Genomic DNA, 16,512 nt, shown 5'->3' on the forward strand with positions numbered 1-16,512 from the left:
GGCCTACCCGCTTTCGGTCAGATACCCCCCCTCGACCTCAAGTGCGCGAATCCTAAGGTAATCTGCGGCGATCACCTTAGGATCGACATGAACCAGATACACCGTCCCCGGTTGACTGAACACGTCCTGCGTCGCACCAATTTGTTGTCCATTCTCGACGTAGAAAACTGCATCGAAGAAAGACTCAAGTTTGAGCAGCTCTTTCAAAAATAGATCCTTATCGAAACAGCCATTTGAACGGTTGATCAGGCAGACATTATAGGTATGTTGCAACAGTGGAGAGTCGGCCTCCCTTGCCAGCAATTGTGCAAAAAACTCCGGCTCGGCGATGGATAAAGCCACAGCTTCAATCTGCCCCAGACCGGTGGTTTGCCTGGATACACCGGGACGCAGAATACCGTCGGTTCGCGCAGCAACTTCTACCAGTTTCGGCCCCTCTGCGGTGAACATGACTTCTGCATGACTGGGGCCGTTGCGAATACCCAGACACCGTACCACTGCCCGAGTGTAATCCACCAGCAGCGGGTAAACCGATGAGTCAGGTCCAATCAACTCATCGATGTCATAGAGTACGCCACCCTCTTTTGTGCGCTGTTTTTGGTACCTCACGACCTCGGTAACGAGCTGTTGACCATTGAGTGAAACCATATTCACCACATATTCCGTCCCCGCCAGGTACTCCTGAATCAGCACCTGCGTATTAGGCAGGTTCAACTTATTCGTTGCTCCCAACAGCTTGCCCACCGCAGTCTCGCAGGCCTGCCTGTCCGCGCAGATAAACACACCGTCGGCGCCTGCGCTGTCGAGGGGTTTTACCACGAGAGGAAAGTGCCCATGGTCTTTGATCCAGCCGTCGGCCAACGCCCAACTGCCTGCAACGAACTGTCGGGGTGCGGGCAACTGAGCCTGGGCAACACATTGAATCATGTCGTACTTGTTTCGGCGGGCATTGGTCTTGTCGAAGTCATTACGATAGGGCAGTTGCAGTCGTTCGTTTAACAGGTCAGCCAGAAGCACACCGGTTTCGGCACCGGCGATGATGAAGTCAGGCTTGAAGCATTCGACGCCCGCCAAGGTAGTCGTCATAGAGCCATTGACAATCATCTGCTCATAAATCGAATGATCGAAGCCCTTGTAGTAGTAACTGTCCAAGGCTCCCGTTGACGCCACATGCATGAGCACACAACCCTTTTCACTCAACCGCTTCGCCACAAATTTTCCCGAAGAAAAACCATCAACCACGACCACTCTAATCATGTTGCCTCCTTCCTGATTGCATACATCGCCCGCCCCAAAAGCAACAACACAATGACGCTGACCGCCACCACACTGGCCATGGAAAACTCCACTCTGGTATCCAGGTATTGGAGTAACAGTACAAAGACAGGAAGTGTCAGCAAAACCAGGGAGACATGAATCGGTGTGAGGTAGTAGATGGTTTTCTGAATCAGGTAAATCGGCAACAAATGCCCGATCACAACCAAGACCACCATCGGCAGAATCAATTCGCGGTCGAGCGAAAAACTCACCTCGGAAACAGGAATTGTGATGACGCAGACACCAATCATCGCCACGCTCCTGACAGCCAGTATTTCATGGGTAGACCAATGGCGAGCGAACATCTCCTTGGAGAAAATCGTGTAAATGACGGTACCCAACGCGCAAACCATGACGCTGCCAATACCAAACAGCCGCTCCTCCACGGTAGTAGCGACCACACCGCTGTCACCGGCAAAGGAATTGAACAACATGATCCCTACCGACGTGAGCACCAGACATGAAACCAGCGTATCTGCGAAGGCAACCTTAGCACCGCGTTTATTCAGCAGCGAGATAATCAAGGTGAAGGCTGGGCCGCAGGCTACTGAGGCGACTCCGACCACTGCTGGCTCTAAATAACGCAACGCATAAAACAGGCCTCCCCAGTTGAGTAGAACTGCAATATTTACGATGAAGACAAACGGCCAACAGGATCTAAACTTTGAAACCAAAGAACCTGCATCGCGATACAGCGCGCACACGATAAAAAACACTGCCGACGTTGCAAAACAATAAAAAACAACGATCAGCGTATTGATCGATTGCGTAACATAAGCGACATACACATCGAATGCTGCACTGAGCAAGCAAAAAACCAAGCCAATTATTACGCCCAGTCTAAGCATATCTATCAACCGAAAAAAATACCGACCTATGAAATCACGTTCACACCTTCGTCTCTAACCACTATTTTCATAATGGTTTTCACATCAATACCCGTTTGTTTTTTAACCTTTTCAGCGCCATTATTCTCCACCTTTTCAACGGCACAAATAACGTCCACTAATTCGCCACCAGCACCTTTCACTGCATTGACCAGCGCAATCACTGCGCCACCAGTACTCAACGTATCATCAATAACAGTTACGCGATCACCCGCATTAACGCCATTAAGATACATATCTCCTTGAAAATACTCTGACTGCACATTAACCACCTGCTCATTGATACCCCCCAGACTGTAGGAATACCATCTAGCCATTGCCATAGGAATACCTGTAAGCAAAGAAACCGTCGTAGCAAGTGCAGCACCTTTATCCTCTTCAGTTACAATTTTTGAAATATTAAAATCCATGAGCCTAACGATTTTTTGAGCCACCTCCATTAATACCTCCGGCCTTAATGCCGGAATTTGATCAGTAAACTCGTTTACGGCAGTCAATGCTGCACCAGAGTTCACAACTCTGGCATTCCTATAAACCTCTTCAAGTAACATCATTCACCTCACTGTATTCTGGATAAACACCATCCCAGCGACTTGCGTACTTCCATGAACTATCAAAAAACAAGGTGACTATATTTTTTTTGTGGAATGTTCGCGCAAACTCATCGCAGACCAGCAAGTTAGCACCGCAGGTCGGGCCAATTGGGATTTTTTCTTCGTCAATAAAAAGCTTCATTCGAGCCCATGCGTCTGAGCCTTTAATCACTCGGACCTCATCAACGAGTTCAGAGATTGTATTAGCTGACAAGATTCCGGCACCGAGTCCCATTAAATTATGAGGGCGATGTTCAAAAGCCAAGTGATGCCTTTCTGCAAACAATGGAGCAGAATTATTGACTTCAACCCCTACGGTTCTAATTTCGCTGTACTCTCGCTTCAATACCTCAGCAATACCAGAAAACGTTCCACCCGTGCCTATTGAGCAAACAAAAAAATCAGGCACTACGCCCTGCACCTTCAGGTCCCGTACTATTTCTTCACCACAGACCTCCCAACTTTGCCTGTTCAATAAATTGCTGGACTGGTCCAGAAAATAACTTTCTCTCGCCGAGTTCTCCGCTTGATAACGTTTCGCTCGGAGTACGGCTTCTGATAAAAAACCTTCTCTTGGCGTTTCAACTATTTCAGCCCCATAAGAGCGTATTTAAACTTTCCGCTCCTCAGTCATACCTTCCGGCATAAAGATTTTCACCTTATAGCCTTTTAGCCTTCCGATCCACGCAAGTGCTGCTCCACCATTCCCGGTAGAACAATCTATCAAGGTCATGCCCGGCCAAATGACGCCGGCCTCCTCCAATCGGCTAACAATATTTAGATAAGTCCTGTCCTTGTGACTTCCTGAGGGATTCAAAAACTCACACTTAGAAAAAACTTTGTTGCCATTTATCGAGAGTGTTTTCAACTCTACAAGTGGCGTACCACCGATATCTGCGAGCTCCATTCTGAAGCCCCCTTTCCTCGACATAGAATACTTGAACGCTAACAGATTACTTCCTAGACAAATAGCTAGCCGAACGGATAGGTAGTTTCAAACTCGAAGTAGCGACCTGAGTGTAGGATTTTTCTGCAAGCAATCCCTGCAAGAACTAACACATACAAAAAAACAATCAAGCACGCCCACCAGTGACTTACAGTCTCTGCTTATCAGCGATCGGACCGGTCGCGCGGTTTCTAGAATGGCGCGCAGTATCGCTTTAACATTGCCCGCAACAAGCTCGAGTGCAACCTCGAACCGTCGCGGCCGCACATCTGCGATGAAGATTCGATTGCTAAGGGTTGGAACACCTGAGGCTCAGACGCGCTCTTGCAAGCGCTCACGCAAAAACCGGTGGCTCCTGGAAAACAACCGCCGATAGGTCAGCAACACCGCCCCCACCGTACCCAACGCCGACGACGCGGCAATCAGGAACATGATCACGATCTGATAGCGCACTGCGTCCACCGGGCTTTCCCCCGCCAGCACCTGGCCGGTCATCATGCCGGGCAGGCTGACGATACCGACCACGGTCATCTGGTTCAGGGTCGGGATCATCCCCGCGCGTACCGCCTGGCGGATCGCTTCCTGGGCGGCCTCCCAGCGTGAGCCGCCGAGGGCCAGGATCATCTCGATGGTGTTGCGCCCCGAGGTCAGTTCCTGGGTCATGCGTTCGATCCCCAGGGACACACCGGTCAGGGTATTACCGAGGATCATGCCGAGGATCGGGATCGCGTACTGCGGCTCGTACCACGGGTGGATGCGGATCACCGCAAACAAGCCCACTGCCGTCACCAGCCACGAACTGCCCCACACCGACAGGATGCTGTCGACCCTTTGCCCACGGTACGTCCTGCGCCCGCGCCCCGCCGCCGACAGCCCGGCGATCAGGGTCATTGCGCCCATCAACGGCAGCACCACATACCAGTAGGCGAACGCGAACACCCAGCCCAGCAGGTAACCGATGGCCAACAGTTGCACCACGGTGCGCACCGCCGCCCACAGCAACTGGCGGCCCAGGCCCAGGCGCAGCAGCAGGGAGAGCGCACCGTTGACCAGAATCAGCGAAGCGGCGATGCCCATGTCCAGAGCGGTGAGGTTTTGATAGTTCATGGCTGGGTCGCCTCGCTCAATACCCCGGCACTCATCTGCCAGTGGATGTCGCTCATGCGCCGCGCCTGGTCGAGGTCGTGGGACACCCAGACATAGGCGCGGGCGTTGTCGCCGGCAAACCAGGCACTGATCAACGCTTCCACATCGCCGGATGAGGTGGGGTCGAGGGCGGCGGTGGGCTCGTCCAGCAGCAACACCTCGGGATTGAGTTGCAGGGTGCGGATCAGCGAGACCACCTGGGCCTCGCCACCCGAGAGGTCCAATGCGCTCTTGGTCAAAAAAGTCGCTGCCTTGCCGGCATGCCCCAGCAACGCGGTCACCGCTTGCGGGTCGAAGCGGCGCTGGCGCAGGGTCTTGAGGCTGAAGGGAAAACGCAGGTTGTCCTCTACCGTGCCTTCGAGCAGCGCGGGGCGTTGGGAGAGGTAGCTGATATGGCTGCGGTAATGGGGAATCTCGGCATTGGCAATCGGCTGGCCGTTCCACAGGACCTGCCCGCTGGTGGGTGCATCCAGCAGCGCCAATGCACGCAGCAATACGCTTTTGCCGGAACCGGAAGCGCCGGTGATCGACACGCGGTCGGCGCGGTTCAAGGTGAAATCCGTGGGCTGTAGCAACGGTACCTGCCGGCGTTCGTCCATGCGCGTGAGGGCGCGGGTTTCGATCAGTGCACTCATGGACGCGGTATTCCTCTTAAACCTGTTGGGCGCAATGGTGCGGCAGGCGCGGGAAGTTTTCATGAAAAAATTCAAACTATCGCCACCCACGTCGTTCAGAACTTCAGGTTCAACGTTAAGTAGGAGACGACATGCAATACCGACAACTGGGCCATTCGGGCCTGCTGGTATCCGAAATCATCCTCGGCACCGTGCCCTTTGGCGGTCGCGCCGAGTTTGAAAAATGCGGATCGGTAGACGTGCCCCAGGCCAGGCGCATGTTCGATATCGCGTTCGACGCCGGGGTGAATATGGTCGACACCGCCGACCTCTACTCCCACGGACTGGCCGAAGAAGTGGTCGGCAAAGCCTTGGGCGACAAACGCAACGATATCCTGCTGGCCACCAAGGGCCGTAGCCCCGTGGACAACAACCCGAACAACTCAGGCTCGTCGCGCTACCACCTGATTCGTGCGTGCGAAGCGAGCTTGAAGCGCCTGGGCACCGACCATATCGACCTCTACCAATTGCACAATTGGGACGGCATGACCCCCATCGAGGAAACCCTCGAAGCCCTGCGGCTGTTGGTTGGCTCAGGCAAGATCCGCTACTTTGGCACCAGCAACTTCACCGCCTGGCAGATGATGAAAACCCTCGGCAAGGCCGAATTGCACGGCATGCTCAAGCCCATCACCCAGCAGATCTACTACACCCCGGAATCCCGCGAGGCCGAGTACGAGTTACTGCCCCTGGCCCTGGACCAGCACGTAGGGACGCTGGTGTGGGGGCCGATGGGCGAAGGCCTGCTGACCGGTTCCACCCGGCGCGGGCAGCAGCCACCGGCCAATACCCGCCAGGGCAGCGGCTGGCCCGAACCCTACGTGCATGACCAGGAACGTGCGCTGGACATCATCGAGACCCTCGCCGCCGTGGGCGATGAACAGGGCGTGTCGGTGGCGCGCACCTGCCTGGCCTGGCTCAAGGACCGTCCGGGAATTACCTCGCTGATCGTCGGCGCCCGCACGGAAGCGCATCTGCGTGACAACCTGGCGGCCACAGAATTGAAACTCACCGATGAACAGTTCTCGCGTATTGAAGCGGTGACACGGCGCCAACCGTTGTATCCGTACTGGCATCGTTTTACTGCCGGGATTGATCGCTTCGATCCGGCAGAACAGCCGTTCCTGGCCGAGCACCAGAAAACCATGGATGCACGCAAGGACAAATAATCCAGAACAGCGTACCTGTGGCGAGGGAGCTTGTTCCCTCACCACAGGTTACTTTTGGCCCTTTCTACGTCTTCACTGACTGGCATGAGGGCAAATCCCCCTCGCACATGTAATCCCGTACAAACCCCAAAAAGAGTACGGCCTCGATCCCAAGTCCGATTTGCAATCAAACGCCGCAATGCCTATATTTTCCGCCTGGCGCTCTCTACGCCACCTTCCGCGGAAAGGGCTGCGCCCAGGACATTGAAGCTCTACCTCATTTCTACGACTCCCAACCTTAAAGCGGAAAAGGTTTGTGCAAGGAGATCGTATGTCGCAACGCCCTGTATCCTCCAACACCGATGGCCGTCTCAACCTTGAGCAGCAGCGCAAGCGCGCCAAGGAACTGTTGCGCCAGCTGAAAGCCCAGGACCCCGGCGCCACCCTGTCCCAAGCCCAATGGCAGATCGCCAGGCAACTGGGCTTCAGCAGTTGGCCCAAACTCAAGGCCCATGTCGACGCCATTGACTTCGCCGCCCGCCATCCCGACTTTGCCGCCAGCGACGAAGCGCGCACCACCCACTGGCGCTGCGGCAATGACATTGCCCACAGCCTTCAGGTGGCCGGGTTCAAGGGCCGCTTCCAGATGCTCACCGACCCGCTGTGCATGGGCCCGGTGCGCGACGTCCCCGCCGCAGAGTTCCGCGCCCTGCGCAGCGCGTTCATCAGCCAGGCCTTTGCCATGCCCTTAGCGGACGTCACGCGCCGCGTCGACGATGAATACGCTCAGCTCCACACCTTGGCCAGTGCCGAGCACAGCGTGCTGTGGTGCGAGGCGGATGCCTATGACCAGTTGTTCCTGACCCGCGCACTGGCCGGCCTTGAACAGGCGCCGCCCAAGCTGGAGCTGATCGAGGTGGATCGCATTCCCGGCGTCGAGCGTTTTATCGGCATCGGCCAACTGGCGCCCGATGTATTGGCGTGGCTCTGGCCCCAGCGGCGGTTGATCGGTGACGATGCCGTGCAGTTGGCCAAACAGGCGTGGTCGGCCTATTGCGACAGCTCACCGACCCGGCTGGCCGAGCTTGCCCATGGCAAACACCCGGCCCTGCCCTTGCTGGCGCCGGCGCTGTTGCGTCAATTACAGGAGTTGCCGGGAACACACGATGGCCTGTCGCTGACCGAACGCCTGGCCCTGACCTACCTCGCCGAAGCCGGGCCGCTGCCATTTGGCCGTGTGTTCGCCGAACTGATGGCGAGTCGCGACCCGTTGCCGTTCCTGGGGGACATGATGTTTCATGCGCTGTTGCGGCCGTTGATCGATGGCGAGCAGCCATTGCTGACGGAAACCGAGACGCATCTGGACTGGCCCCGCCGCCCGCTGTCGCTGACCCCCTTGGGCCATAGCGTGCTCAACGGACAGGCGTACTGGCTCGACTATGCCAGCCACGAACGCTGGGTGGGCGGAACGTGCATCAGGCCCGGCCAACCGCACTGGATGATTGATGAGGCCCTGCGCCCCCAGTACAGAACACCGTAAAAAAACAGCCCGCCGTGCATCACCCACGGCGGGCTTTTTTACAACCGCCAGCGCTTACGGCAACGGCTCGAACTTCAAGGCGCTCAAGCTCTGCACCTTGTCCTCGCGGACCATCTTGTATTCGGTGTTCGGGCCGATCCAGCGGTCCCAGATCGCATCGATCTCCCCTGCCTTCTCCATCGTCATCAACGACTCGTTGACCTTGGCCAGAAACGCCGGCTCATCGCGGCGCATGCCGGCGCCGATCGGTTCGAGGGCCATCGGCTCCTTGGCCAGGGCCAGTTCGACACCACTGGCCTTGGCCTGGTTGACCAGTTTCAGCGCGGTCATGGTGTTGGTCACCAGGCCCACCACCTTGTTCTGTTGCAACGCCATGTAGGCCGAGCCGGTGTCCTGGAAGGTCACCGGGGTGGCCCCGGCAAGGCGGATAGACTGCTCGGAGGTGGAGCCCTTGGTAGAGCTGATGCGCTTGTCCTTGAAGAAGCTTTTCGGCTGGTCGGCATTCGCCGCGCGCACCACCAGGGTTTCCTTGGCGATGTAGTACGGGTCGCTGAACTGGATCTGTTCGGCGCGGGTCTTGGTGTAGGCCAGGTTGGCGAAGATCACGTCGACGCGGCCCATTTTCACTTCAGGAATCCGCGCTTCAACCGACAGAGGCTTGAGTTCCAGGGCCACGCCCATGGTCTTGGCCAGGGCCTTGCACAGGTCCACGTCCATGCCCACCAGCTCGCGGGTTTTCGGGTCCGGCGCGGAGAATGGCGGCACGTCGGCGTAGACGCCGCAGCTCAGGGACTGCTTGGTCATAATGTCGCTCAACTGGTCGGCCTGTGCGACGGCGATCGCCAATGGCCCCAATGCCAGTGCGGTAAACAGATGCTTCATACCCATGGGAAATCTCCAGAAAGTTGGACCAGCAAAAATGGCAGAGGGAGCAAAGCCGCCGCAGCTCAATGGGCCCGCAGGTCGGCGATAAAACGTTGCGCTCGCGGGTGCGAAGGCTGGGTGAAGAACGCATCGGGGCTGCTCTTTTCCAGAATCTGCCCAGCGTCCATAAACCAGATGGTGTCGGCCACTTCGCGGGCGAAGTTCATCTCGTGGGTCACGCACATCATGGTCATGCCGTCCTTGGCCAGGCCCTTCATCACGCTCAGCACTTCACCGACCATTTCCGGGTCGAGGGCGCTGGTGGGCTCGTCGAACAGCATCACCGGCGGTTCCATCGCCAATGCCCGGGCAATCGCCACGCGCTGCTGTTGGCCGCCGGACAACTGCGCCGGGTAAGCACCGGCCTTATGGGCCAGGCCGACGCGGTCGAGCAATTCCATGGCCTTCTGTTTGGCAGCGGCGCCCTTGAGGTTGCGCAGCTTGTTCGGCGCCAGGGTGATGTTTTCCAGCACCGACAGGTGCGGGAACAGGTTGAAGCTCTGGAACACAAACCCCACGCGGCTGCGCAGGCGGTTGATCTGCGCGTCGGTGCCGTGCACGTCCTGCCCGTCGAACAGGATCTGGCCGGCCTGGATGTCTTCCAGGCGGTTGACCGTGCGGATCAGCGTCGACTTGCCAGAACCCGAGGGGCCGCACAGCACCACCACTTCACCGGGTTGCACCTCGGCGGTGATGTCGGTGAGCGCCTGGTACTCGCCGTACCATTTATTGATTTTCGAAAACATGATCATTGGATGCATGAGCGCAGCCCTCTTCAATTATCGGTGGTCAGCAACGGACCGCCCGCCACGGTTTGCCCGCCATCGCCCAGGCGCTTGCGGGCAATGCGTTGCTCCACCCAACCGGCCAGGCGGGTCAGGCCGAAACACAGCAGGTAGTAGATGATCGCCAGGATGAAAAACACCTGGAACGGCTTGGTCAGCAGCTGGTTATTGACCTGGTTGGCGGCGAAGGTCACTTCCTGCACGTTGATCACGTAGCCCAGGGAGGTTTCCTTGATGATCGAGATGAACTGGCTGATCAGGCTCGGCAGCGCGTTGTACAGCGCCTGGGGCAGGATCACCCAGACCGTGGTGCGCACATACCCCAGGCCCAGGGCGCGGGACGCCTCGTACTGCCCGGCCGGCAGCGCCTGGATGCCGCCGCGAATGATTTCGCACAGGTAGGCGCTCTGGTAGATCACCAGGGTGCAGAGCATGGTCATGAAGCCGGTGATGTTATGGCCGATCAGCAACGGCACCAGGAAGTAGGTCCAGAAGATCACCATCAGCAACGGGATGCCACGCAGCACGTAGACCCACACTGTCGCAACCCAGTACAACCCCTTCCACGGCGACACCCGCGCCAAGGCCAGCAGCAGGCCGAACGGGAACGCCAGCAGCAACGCCAGCGCCGCCAGGATCAGGGTACTCGCCAGGCCGCCCAGCGGGCCGTGGGGGTATTGGCCGATCAGGAACAGCGTCCAGTTCTGCTGCACGATTGAAAACATATCGAACATCGCGGTCTACCTCGCCAGGGCTTTGCTGAAGTGGCGGGCGAGCAATGCCCCGGCCCCCATCAGCAGCAGTGAAAACACCAGGTAGAAAACCGTGGCCACCAGGTACGACTCAAAGGTGCGGAACGTGTAGTTCTCCACTTCGCGGCTGGCGTAGGTCAGTTCCATCACGCCGATCGCCATCGCCAGGCTGGTGTTCTTGAACAGCAGCACGGTGTGGTTGATCAGCGACGGCAGGCAGTTACGCACGCCCTGGGGCAGGATCACGTAGCGCATCGAACGCACGTAGCCCAGGCCCAGGGCCCTGGACGCTTCGGTCTGCCCGGCGGGAATGGCGCGCAGGCCGCTGCGCATGTCTTCACAGAAATACGCAGCCTGACACAGGCCCAGGGCGATCACCGAGAACAGGTATTCGGTGTTGTGGTTGGCCAGCCACAGTTGCGTGGACTCGCCAAGCAGCGTCGGCACGCCGAAGTACCACAGCATCAGTTGCACCAGGGTCGGCACATTGCGGTGGTACGACACATACCCCGCCACCAGGCGGTCGGCCAGCTTGTTACCGGTCAGGCGCACCGTGACCAGTGTCAGCGCCAGCAGCATCGCCAGCAGCCAGGCGAACAGCGCCAGCTGCAAGGTCATTTCGATGCCCTTGACGATCAGCTCGGCGTACTCGCCTTGCAGAATCGCGGCCAAATCGAAGTCTTGCTTCATGGTCAATCCCTATCGGCATTGGGCTAGGGCAGAAATCAAAATCACCCGGCGTGGCCGTGGCGGGATGCAGCGCTGACGGATCGATCCGTTCTTTTGCTGGGGCTCGGATTCAGCCCTGGTAGTCCTGGGGCCGCGCGGTGGAAAGCCCGCCCGGCACCTGCAAGGTCGGGGTGATTTCCATGTGCCCGATGTTGACCGCAATCGGCGCGGCAATCGCGAAGGCGATGGCATTGGCGATGTCCTCGGCCTGGGGCAATTCAAAGCCCTCGACGAAGCGCTTGTAGGTGGCTTCGGAATCGCCGTGCACGTGGGCAAAAATATCCGTGGCGACCCGACCCGGGCAGATCTCGGTGACTCGCACGCGCTTGCCGAACGCATCGATGCGCAACTGGCGCGAAAGCATGCTCACGGCGGCCTTGGTCGCGTGGTAGGTGGAGTTGCCGCCAAAGTTGTAGGCCGCCGCGATCGAACTGATGTTGATGATGTGCCCGCAGTCGCGCTCGACCATGCCCGGCAGCGCCAGCCGTGCCAGGTGCAGCACGGCGCGCAGGTTGACGTCGATCAGCAGGTCGATGCCGTCGGCGTCGGCCTTGAGCAGGGAACCGGGTTTGTCGACGCCGGCGTTGTTGACCAGGATGTCGAAGGTGTTTTCGGCGAACAATTGGGTCAACCCGGCAAGGTCGGTCACGTCGATGGCGTGGGCGATGCAGCCGGTCCTGGCCGCCAGTTCCTGCAACTTGTCGGCGCTGCGGGCCAGGGCATGCACCTGCACGCCTTCCTGGCACAGACGCTCGACAACGGCGGCGCCGATGCCGGAGGAAGCCCCGGTGACCAGAGCGGTTTTGTAGTCGGAAAATGGCATGGGGTGGTCCTTGTGCTACGGGTTATGGTTCGACTCTATCCAGCCTTCGGGCGCTGGACCAAGACGCAATGATTGTGTGGCGATAAGGCCTGCTTATGACGCGGCCAGCAGCTGGGAAATCGGCGTGATGCGGCCGCCCAGTTGCTCGATTTCGGCGCGAATGGTGCGCGCCAGTTCGACCGCGCCGGGGGTGTCGCCATGCAGCAGGATCGAATGGGCCGGCACTCGCAGCACCTTGCCGCTGAGGGCGGTCACGGTGCCCTCCTCCAGCAACTGCCGCACCCGGCGCAGCACCGCTGCCGGCGCCTTGATCACCGAACCGTCGACCTTGCGCGGCACCAGCAGGCAATCATCGTCATAGGCACGGTCGGCGAGAAACGTGGTGGCGACGCGCAGGCCGCACTTCTCGGCAGCGCACTCGATAGCGCGGCTGCTGGAGGAGCTGATGATCAGCGTCGGGTCAAACGCCGCCACCGCCCGCACCAACGGCTCGGCCAACGCCGCATCGGCGGCGGCCATATTGCCCAGGGCGCCGTGGAAGCTCATGTGGGTCATGGGATGGCCGTTGACCGCCGCGATCCCGGCGAGCGCGCCGAGCTGGTAGATCACATGGGTGGCGAGCTCCTTGATCTCGATGTTCATCTGCCGACGGCCAAAGCCCATCAGGTCCGGGAAGCCCACATGCGCCCCCAGGTCAATGCCACCGGCCTTGGCCAGGCGCACCGTGTTGTCCATGATCAGCGGGTCGCCGGCATGGAAACCGCAGGCGACATTGGCCGATGAAATCAGGCGCATCAGCGCTTCATCCTCGCCCATGCGCCACGGGCCGAAGCCTTCGCCGAGGTCGGCGTTCAAATCAATCTTCATGCGGGGTACTCCACACCAAGGAACGCTTCGCCGTAGCCGACGGTGGTGCCGCACGGCACGCGCACATCGACGACCCGTGCGGCGCGGGGCGCGCGCAAGGGCAACAGCAACTCACCCACTTGCAGCAGCGCGACCAGTTGCCCGGCGCTGAGCTGATCGCCCACCGCCACGAACGGTTGATCCAGTTGGGGATGGGTCAGCAGCAAGCGCCCCAGGCCGGTGGTGCGCAGCACCTGGTCTTCAACCATGGCAACGGCAGGCGCCGCAACAGCAGCGCCCGAGGCAACGCGCTTGAGCGTCAAGTGCACACCGGGGCGGCTCATTTCGGCACCGGCCAGGTGGTGCTCCTTGAGCCACAGCGCCAATTGGCGAATTTCCTCAAGGGTCATGCTTTCACTCCTTCACGGTGCAGTTCCAGCAGGCGGCTGACTTCACGCAGATACGCGCGATTGGTTTCCAGGGCCTCGACGGCCTCCAGGTAGCTGCACTCGATAAAGCGCACCTTGCCGCCGATGGGCGCCTGGCCCAGGCGCCAAAGGTCGGCCTCGATCACACTGCCGAACTTGGGGTAGCCGCCGCTCGGCTGGGCGTCACGCATCTGGATGATGGGCTGGCCGCCGTGGGGTACCTGGATCACCCCCGGCACGATGCCGTGGGAGCGAATTTCCATCGGTGCAATGGGCAGCAGGGGCTGGCCTTCCATCCGGTAGCCGTAGCGATTGCTCTGGGTGGTGATCTTCCATTCACCGGCCCAGAACGCTGCGCGGGAAGCCTCCTGGAAGCGCTCGTATTCGGCGGCGGGCAACACGCGCATGGCAGGCACCCCATCAACCTGCAACGGCAGCGCCAGGCTTGGCGCCAACACCCCAACATCCAGCGGCAACGGGCTGATACAGGGGCGCAGTGCCCCCAGCCGATCACCCTGTTGCAGGGCGCGGCCGTCGAGGCCGCCGAACTCGCCGCGCAATTGAGTGCTGCGTGAACCCAGCACCGACGGCACATCCACCCCGCCCGCCAAACACAGATAGGCACGGCTGCCAGACGTCGGATAGCCCAGGCTCAAGACCTGGCCTTCGCGGCCCTGGCACACCCAGTTCGGTGGCAAGGGCTGGGCGTCCAGGGTGGCGTCGCAAGCGGCGCCGGTCACCGCAAAGGCACAGTCCTGCAGCAGCCGTACCTCGAACGGGAACAGCGGTATTTCAATCGCGGCGGCGTCTTCGGGATTGCCCAGCAACAGGTTGCCCAGGGCCAGGGCCAGGTGGTCCATGGCGCCCGATGTGCCCACGCCATAACCCAGGCTGCCGAAGCGGCCGAAGTCCTGCACGGTGGCCAGGGCGGTGGCCGATAAAATCTCGATCATCGAATGATCCTCTCGATGCGCAAGCGCAGGAAATCACCCGGCCGCAAGATCGCGGGCGGGGTTTGGGCGGGGTCGAAAAACGCCATTTCAGTGCGGCCGATGGTGTTCCAGCCGCTGGGGCCGGCCGAGGCGGACACCCCGGTCTGCACCCCGCCGATGGACACCGAGCCCGCCCCGATATTCAGCACCGGCACCTGGCGCCGAGGCGTGGCCAGGCGCGGGTCCATGCCACCGAGGTAGCAATAACCGGGGTGGCTGCCCAGGGCGTACACCGGGTACAGCGGTTCGCAGTGCAGGTTGGCGATGGTCTCGATATCCAGTCCGGTGTGGGCAATCACATCCGCCATGTGCGGGCCGAACTCGCCGCCGTACACCACCGGCAATTCGACGATGCGCCCCTCCAGGGGCATCGGCTGGCTCTGCTCCCAGGCCTCCAGCAGGCGCTGGCACAGGCCGTTCAGTTCACGCGGCGGCGTGAGGAAGGTGAGCATCAGGTTGTTCATGCCGGGCACGGCTTCGTGGATCTCGGGCCATTCGCCGGCTTGCAGGGCCAGGCGCCAGATACGCTGCTGCGGGGCCAGGTCCAGTTCGCCCGGCGCCTCGAACAGCAAGGCGCTGGAGCCCAGCAGGCTGATGACAGGGGCGGTGTTCATGTCGGACTCCTTTGCTGCAACCAGCGCTCCAGGTGATGAATATCGACGCCGCCTTCGCAAAAGGCGGGGTCATCAAGAATGTCGCGGTGCAACGAAATGTTGGTGCTGATGCCGTCCACAATCATCTCGCTCAGCGCCAGGCGCATGCGTGCCATGGCTTCTTCACGCGTGGCGCCGTGGGTGATGACCTTGGCCACCATCGAGTCGTAGTACGGCGGCACGCGGTAGCCGGTGGTGACATGGGAATCGACCCGCACACCAAAGCCGCCGGGCACTTCCCAACGCTGGATCAGGCCGGGGGTCGGCATAAAGGTCAGCGGGTCCTCGGCGTTGATGCGGCACTCCAGGGAGTGGCCGTTCAGTTGAACGTCCTCCTGGCGCACGCTGAGCACTTCACCGCGGGCCATGCGCAGTTGCTGCTGGACGATGTCGATGCCGGTGGTCATCTCGGTGACCGGATGCTCCACTTGCAGGCGCGTGTTCATCTCGATGAAGAAGAACTCGCCGTCCTCATACAGAAACTCGAAAGTGCCCACGCCGCGATAGCCGATGCGGCGGCAGGCCTCGGCGCAGCGTTCGCCGACCGTGGCGATCAGCGCGGGATCGATGCCCGGCGCCGGCGCTTCTTCCAGGACTTTCTGGTGGCGGCGTTGCAGGGAACAGTCGCGGCAGCCGAGCCAGATCGCATGGCCATGGGCATCACACAGCACCTGGATTTCCACGTGCCGGGGGTGGCCGAGGAATTTCTCGATATACAGTTCAGGGTTGCCGAACGCCAACCGCGCTTCTTCGCGAGTGAGACCGATGGCGGCCAACAACTCGGCCTCTGCCTGCACCACGCGCATGCCGCGACCGCCGCCGCCACCGGCGGCCTTGACGATCACCGGGTAACCGATTTCGGCGGCGATGGCGAGGATGCTCGCATCGTCGCTCGGCATGCTCGAATCCGGCCCCGGCACGCACGGCACACCGGCTTCACGCATGGCACGCTTGGCTGCCACCTTGTCGCCCATGGTGCGAATGCATGCGGCGCTCGGCCCGATAAAGGTCAACCCGGCCGCTTCGATGCGCTCGGCAAACCCGGCGTTTTCCGACAGGAACCCGTAACCGGGGTGGATCGCCTGGGCACCACTGACCTTGGCAGCAAACAGCAGCGCCGTCTGGTTCAAGTAGCTCAGGCCCGGTGCGGCCGGGCCGATGCACAGCGACTCATCGGCGTTTTGCACATACTGCGCATGACGGTCCGCTTCGGAGTGCACCGCCACGGTCTTGATGCCCAGGCCATGGCAGGCACGCTGAATGCGCAGGGCGATTTCGCCACGGTTGGCGATCAGCACTTTGTCGAACATTGAATTCACCTGAATAACG

At 60.0% G+C, this 16,512-nt stretch carries 17 protein-coding genes and 1 pseudogene; 2 read left to right on the top strand and 16 right to left on the bottom strand.

Annotated elements, in window-relative coordinates; genetic code table 11:
• Window positions 1-3 precede the first annotated feature (3 nt).
• The 6 genes and pseudogenes from BB029_RS18225 to BB029_RS18250 all read right to left on the bottom strand — a co-directional run bounded on the left by BB029_RS18225 (window position 4) and on the right by BB029_RS18250 (window position 5,524).
• The gene (locus BB029_RS18225) at window positions 4-1,257 is read right to left on the bottom strand and encodes an ATP-grasp domain-containing protein (RefSeq protein WP_053138743.1); all 1,254 of its coding nucleotides are present in this window, start codon (window positions 1,255-1,257) and stop codon (window positions 4-6) included.
• Entirely contained in the window at window positions 1,254-2,126 is an 873-nt protein-coding gene (locus tag BB029_RS18230; protein ID WP_256558397.1) for an EamA family transporter, read from the bottom strand. Before BB029_RS18230 ends, BB029_RS18225 begins: the two co-directional genes overlap by 4 nt.
• Before the next feature lie 65 nt (window positions 2,127-2,191).
• On the bottom strand, window positions 2,192-2,758 hold the full coding sequence (locus BB029_RS18235; protein ID WP_065940240.1) for a phosphoribosyltransferase family protein: 567 nt from the start codon (window positions 2,756-2,758) through the stop codon (window positions 2,192-2,194).
• A pseudogene (locus BB029_RS18240) lies at window positions 2,745-3,728 on the bottom strand (cysteine synthase family protein). Before BB029_RS18240 ends, BB029_RS18235 begins: the two are co-directional and overlap by 14 nt.
• A 327-nt stretch (window positions 3,729-4,055) precedes the next feature.
• Window positions 4,056-4,850 (bottom strand): iron export ABC transporter permease subunit FetB, encoded by a 795-nt coding sequence (gene fetB, locus BB029_RS18245; protein ID WP_065940241.1) that lies wholly within the window; start codon window positions 4,848-4,850, stop codon window positions 4,056-4,058.
• A complete protein-coding gene (locus tag BB029_RS18250) occupies window positions 4,847-5,524 on the bottom strand; it encodes an ATP-binding cassette domain-containing protein (protein ID WP_065940242.1) in 678 nt (225 codons plus the stop codon). Before BB029_RS18250 ends, fetB begins: the two co-directional genes overlap by 4 nt.
• A gap of 131 nt (window positions 5,525-5,655) precedes the next feature.
• Between BB029_RS18250 and BB029_RS18255 the strand changes: the two genes are divergently transcribed.
• Both BB029_RS18255 and BB029_RS18260 read left to right on the top strand, forming a co-directional pair.
• Window positions 5,656-6,732, top strand: coding sequence for an aldo/keto reductase (locus BB029_RS18255; protein ID WP_027606138.1), 1,077 nt, complete (start codon window positions 5,656-5,658; stop codon window positions 6,730-6,732).
• A gap of 310 nt (window positions 6,733-7,042) precedes the next feature.
• On the top strand, window positions 7,043-8,251 hold the full coding sequence (locus tag BB029_RS18260) for a DUF1835 domain-containing protein (protein ID WP_065940243.1): 1,209 nt from the start codon (window positions 7,043-7,045) through the stop codon (window positions 8,249-8,251).
• A gap of 54 nt (window positions 8,252-8,305) precedes the next feature.
• On the opposite strand, the gene BB029_RS18265 is transcribed toward BB029_RS18260, so the two are convergent.
• The 10 genes from BB029_RS18265 to accC all read right to left on the bottom strand — a co-directional run bounded on the left by BB029_RS18265 (window position 8,306) and on the right by accC (window position 16,493).
• Window positions 8,306-9,139: an ABC transporter substrate-binding protein gene (locus BB029_RS18265; protein ID WP_065940244.1), complete on the bottom strand. Its 834-nt coding sequence runs from the start codon at window positions 9,137-9,139 to the stop codon at window positions 8,306-8,308.
• A 59-nt stretch (window positions 9,140-9,198) separates the two neighbouring features.
• Window positions 9,199-9,927 (bottom strand): amino acid ABC transporter ATP-binding protein, encoded by a 729-nt coding sequence (locus tag BB029_RS18270; protein WP_169899070.1) that lies wholly within the window; start codon window positions 9,925-9,927, stop codon window positions 9,199-9,201.
• Between the two features lie 23 nt (window positions 9,928-9,950).
• Window positions 9,951-10,694: an amino acid ABC transporter permease gene (locus tag BB029_RS18275; protein WP_053138766.1), complete on the bottom strand. Its 744-nt coding sequence runs from the start codon at window positions 10,692-10,694 to the stop codon at window positions 9,951-9,953.
• 6 nt (window positions 10,695-10,700) lie between these two features.
• On the bottom strand, window positions 10,701-11,402 hold the full coding sequence (locus BB029_RS18280) for an amino acid ABC transporter permease (protein ID WP_065940245.1): 702 nt from the start codon (window positions 11,400-11,402) through the stop codon (window positions 10,701-10,703).
• Window positions 11,403-11,511: 109 nt separating this feature from the next.
• The gene (locus tag BB029_RS18285; RefSeq protein ID WP_053138772.1) at window positions 11,512-12,264 is read right to left on the bottom strand and encodes an SDR family oxidoreductase; all 753 of its coding nucleotides are present in this window, start codon (window positions 12,262-12,264) and stop codon (window positions 11,512-11,514) included.
• A gap of 93 nt (window positions 12,265-12,357) precedes the next feature.
• Entirely contained in the window at window positions 12,358-13,131 is a 774-nt protein-coding gene (locus tag BB029_RS18290; protein ID WP_065940246.1) for a LamB/YcsF family protein, read from the bottom strand.
• Window positions 13,128-13,520, bottom strand: a complete 393-nt coding sequence (locus tag BB029_RS18295) for a hypothetical protein (RefSeq protein WP_065940247.1) — start codon at window positions 13,518-13,520, stop codon at window positions 13,128-13,130. Before BB029_RS18295 ends, BB029_RS18290 begins: the two co-directional genes overlap by 4 nt.
• Entirely contained in the window at window positions 13,517-14,491 is a 975-nt protein-coding gene (locus tag BB029_RS18300) for a biotin-dependent carboxyltransferase family protein (RefSeq protein ID WP_065940248.1), read from the bottom strand. The genes BB029_RS18295 and BB029_RS18300 overlap by 4 nt, the downstream gene beginning before the upstream one ends.
• Window positions 14,488-15,144, bottom strand: a complete 657-nt coding sequence (pxpB, locus tag BB029_RS18305) for a 5-oxoprolinase subunit PxpB (RefSeq protein WP_065940249.1) — start codon at window positions 15,142-15,144, stop codon at window positions 14,488-14,490. Before pxpB ends, BB029_RS18300 begins: the two co-directional genes overlap by 4 nt.
• Window positions 15,141-16,493: an acetyl-CoA carboxylase biotin carboxylase subunit gene (gene accC, locus BB029_RS18310; protein ID WP_065940250.1), complete on the bottom strand. Its 1,353-nt coding sequence runs from the start codon at window positions 16,491-16,493 to the stop codon at window positions 15,141-15,143. The genes pxpB and accC overlap by 4 nt, the downstream gene beginning before the upstream one ends.
• Between the last annotated feature and the right edge of the window lie 19 nt (window positions 16,494-16,512).

It is taken from the genome of Pseudomonas sp. S3E12 (genome assembly GCF_001702295.1).
Taxonomy (GTDB): domain Bacteria; phylum Pseudomonadota; class Gammaproteobacteria; order Pseudomonadales; family Pseudomonadaceae; genus Aquipseudomonas; species Aquipseudomonas marginalis.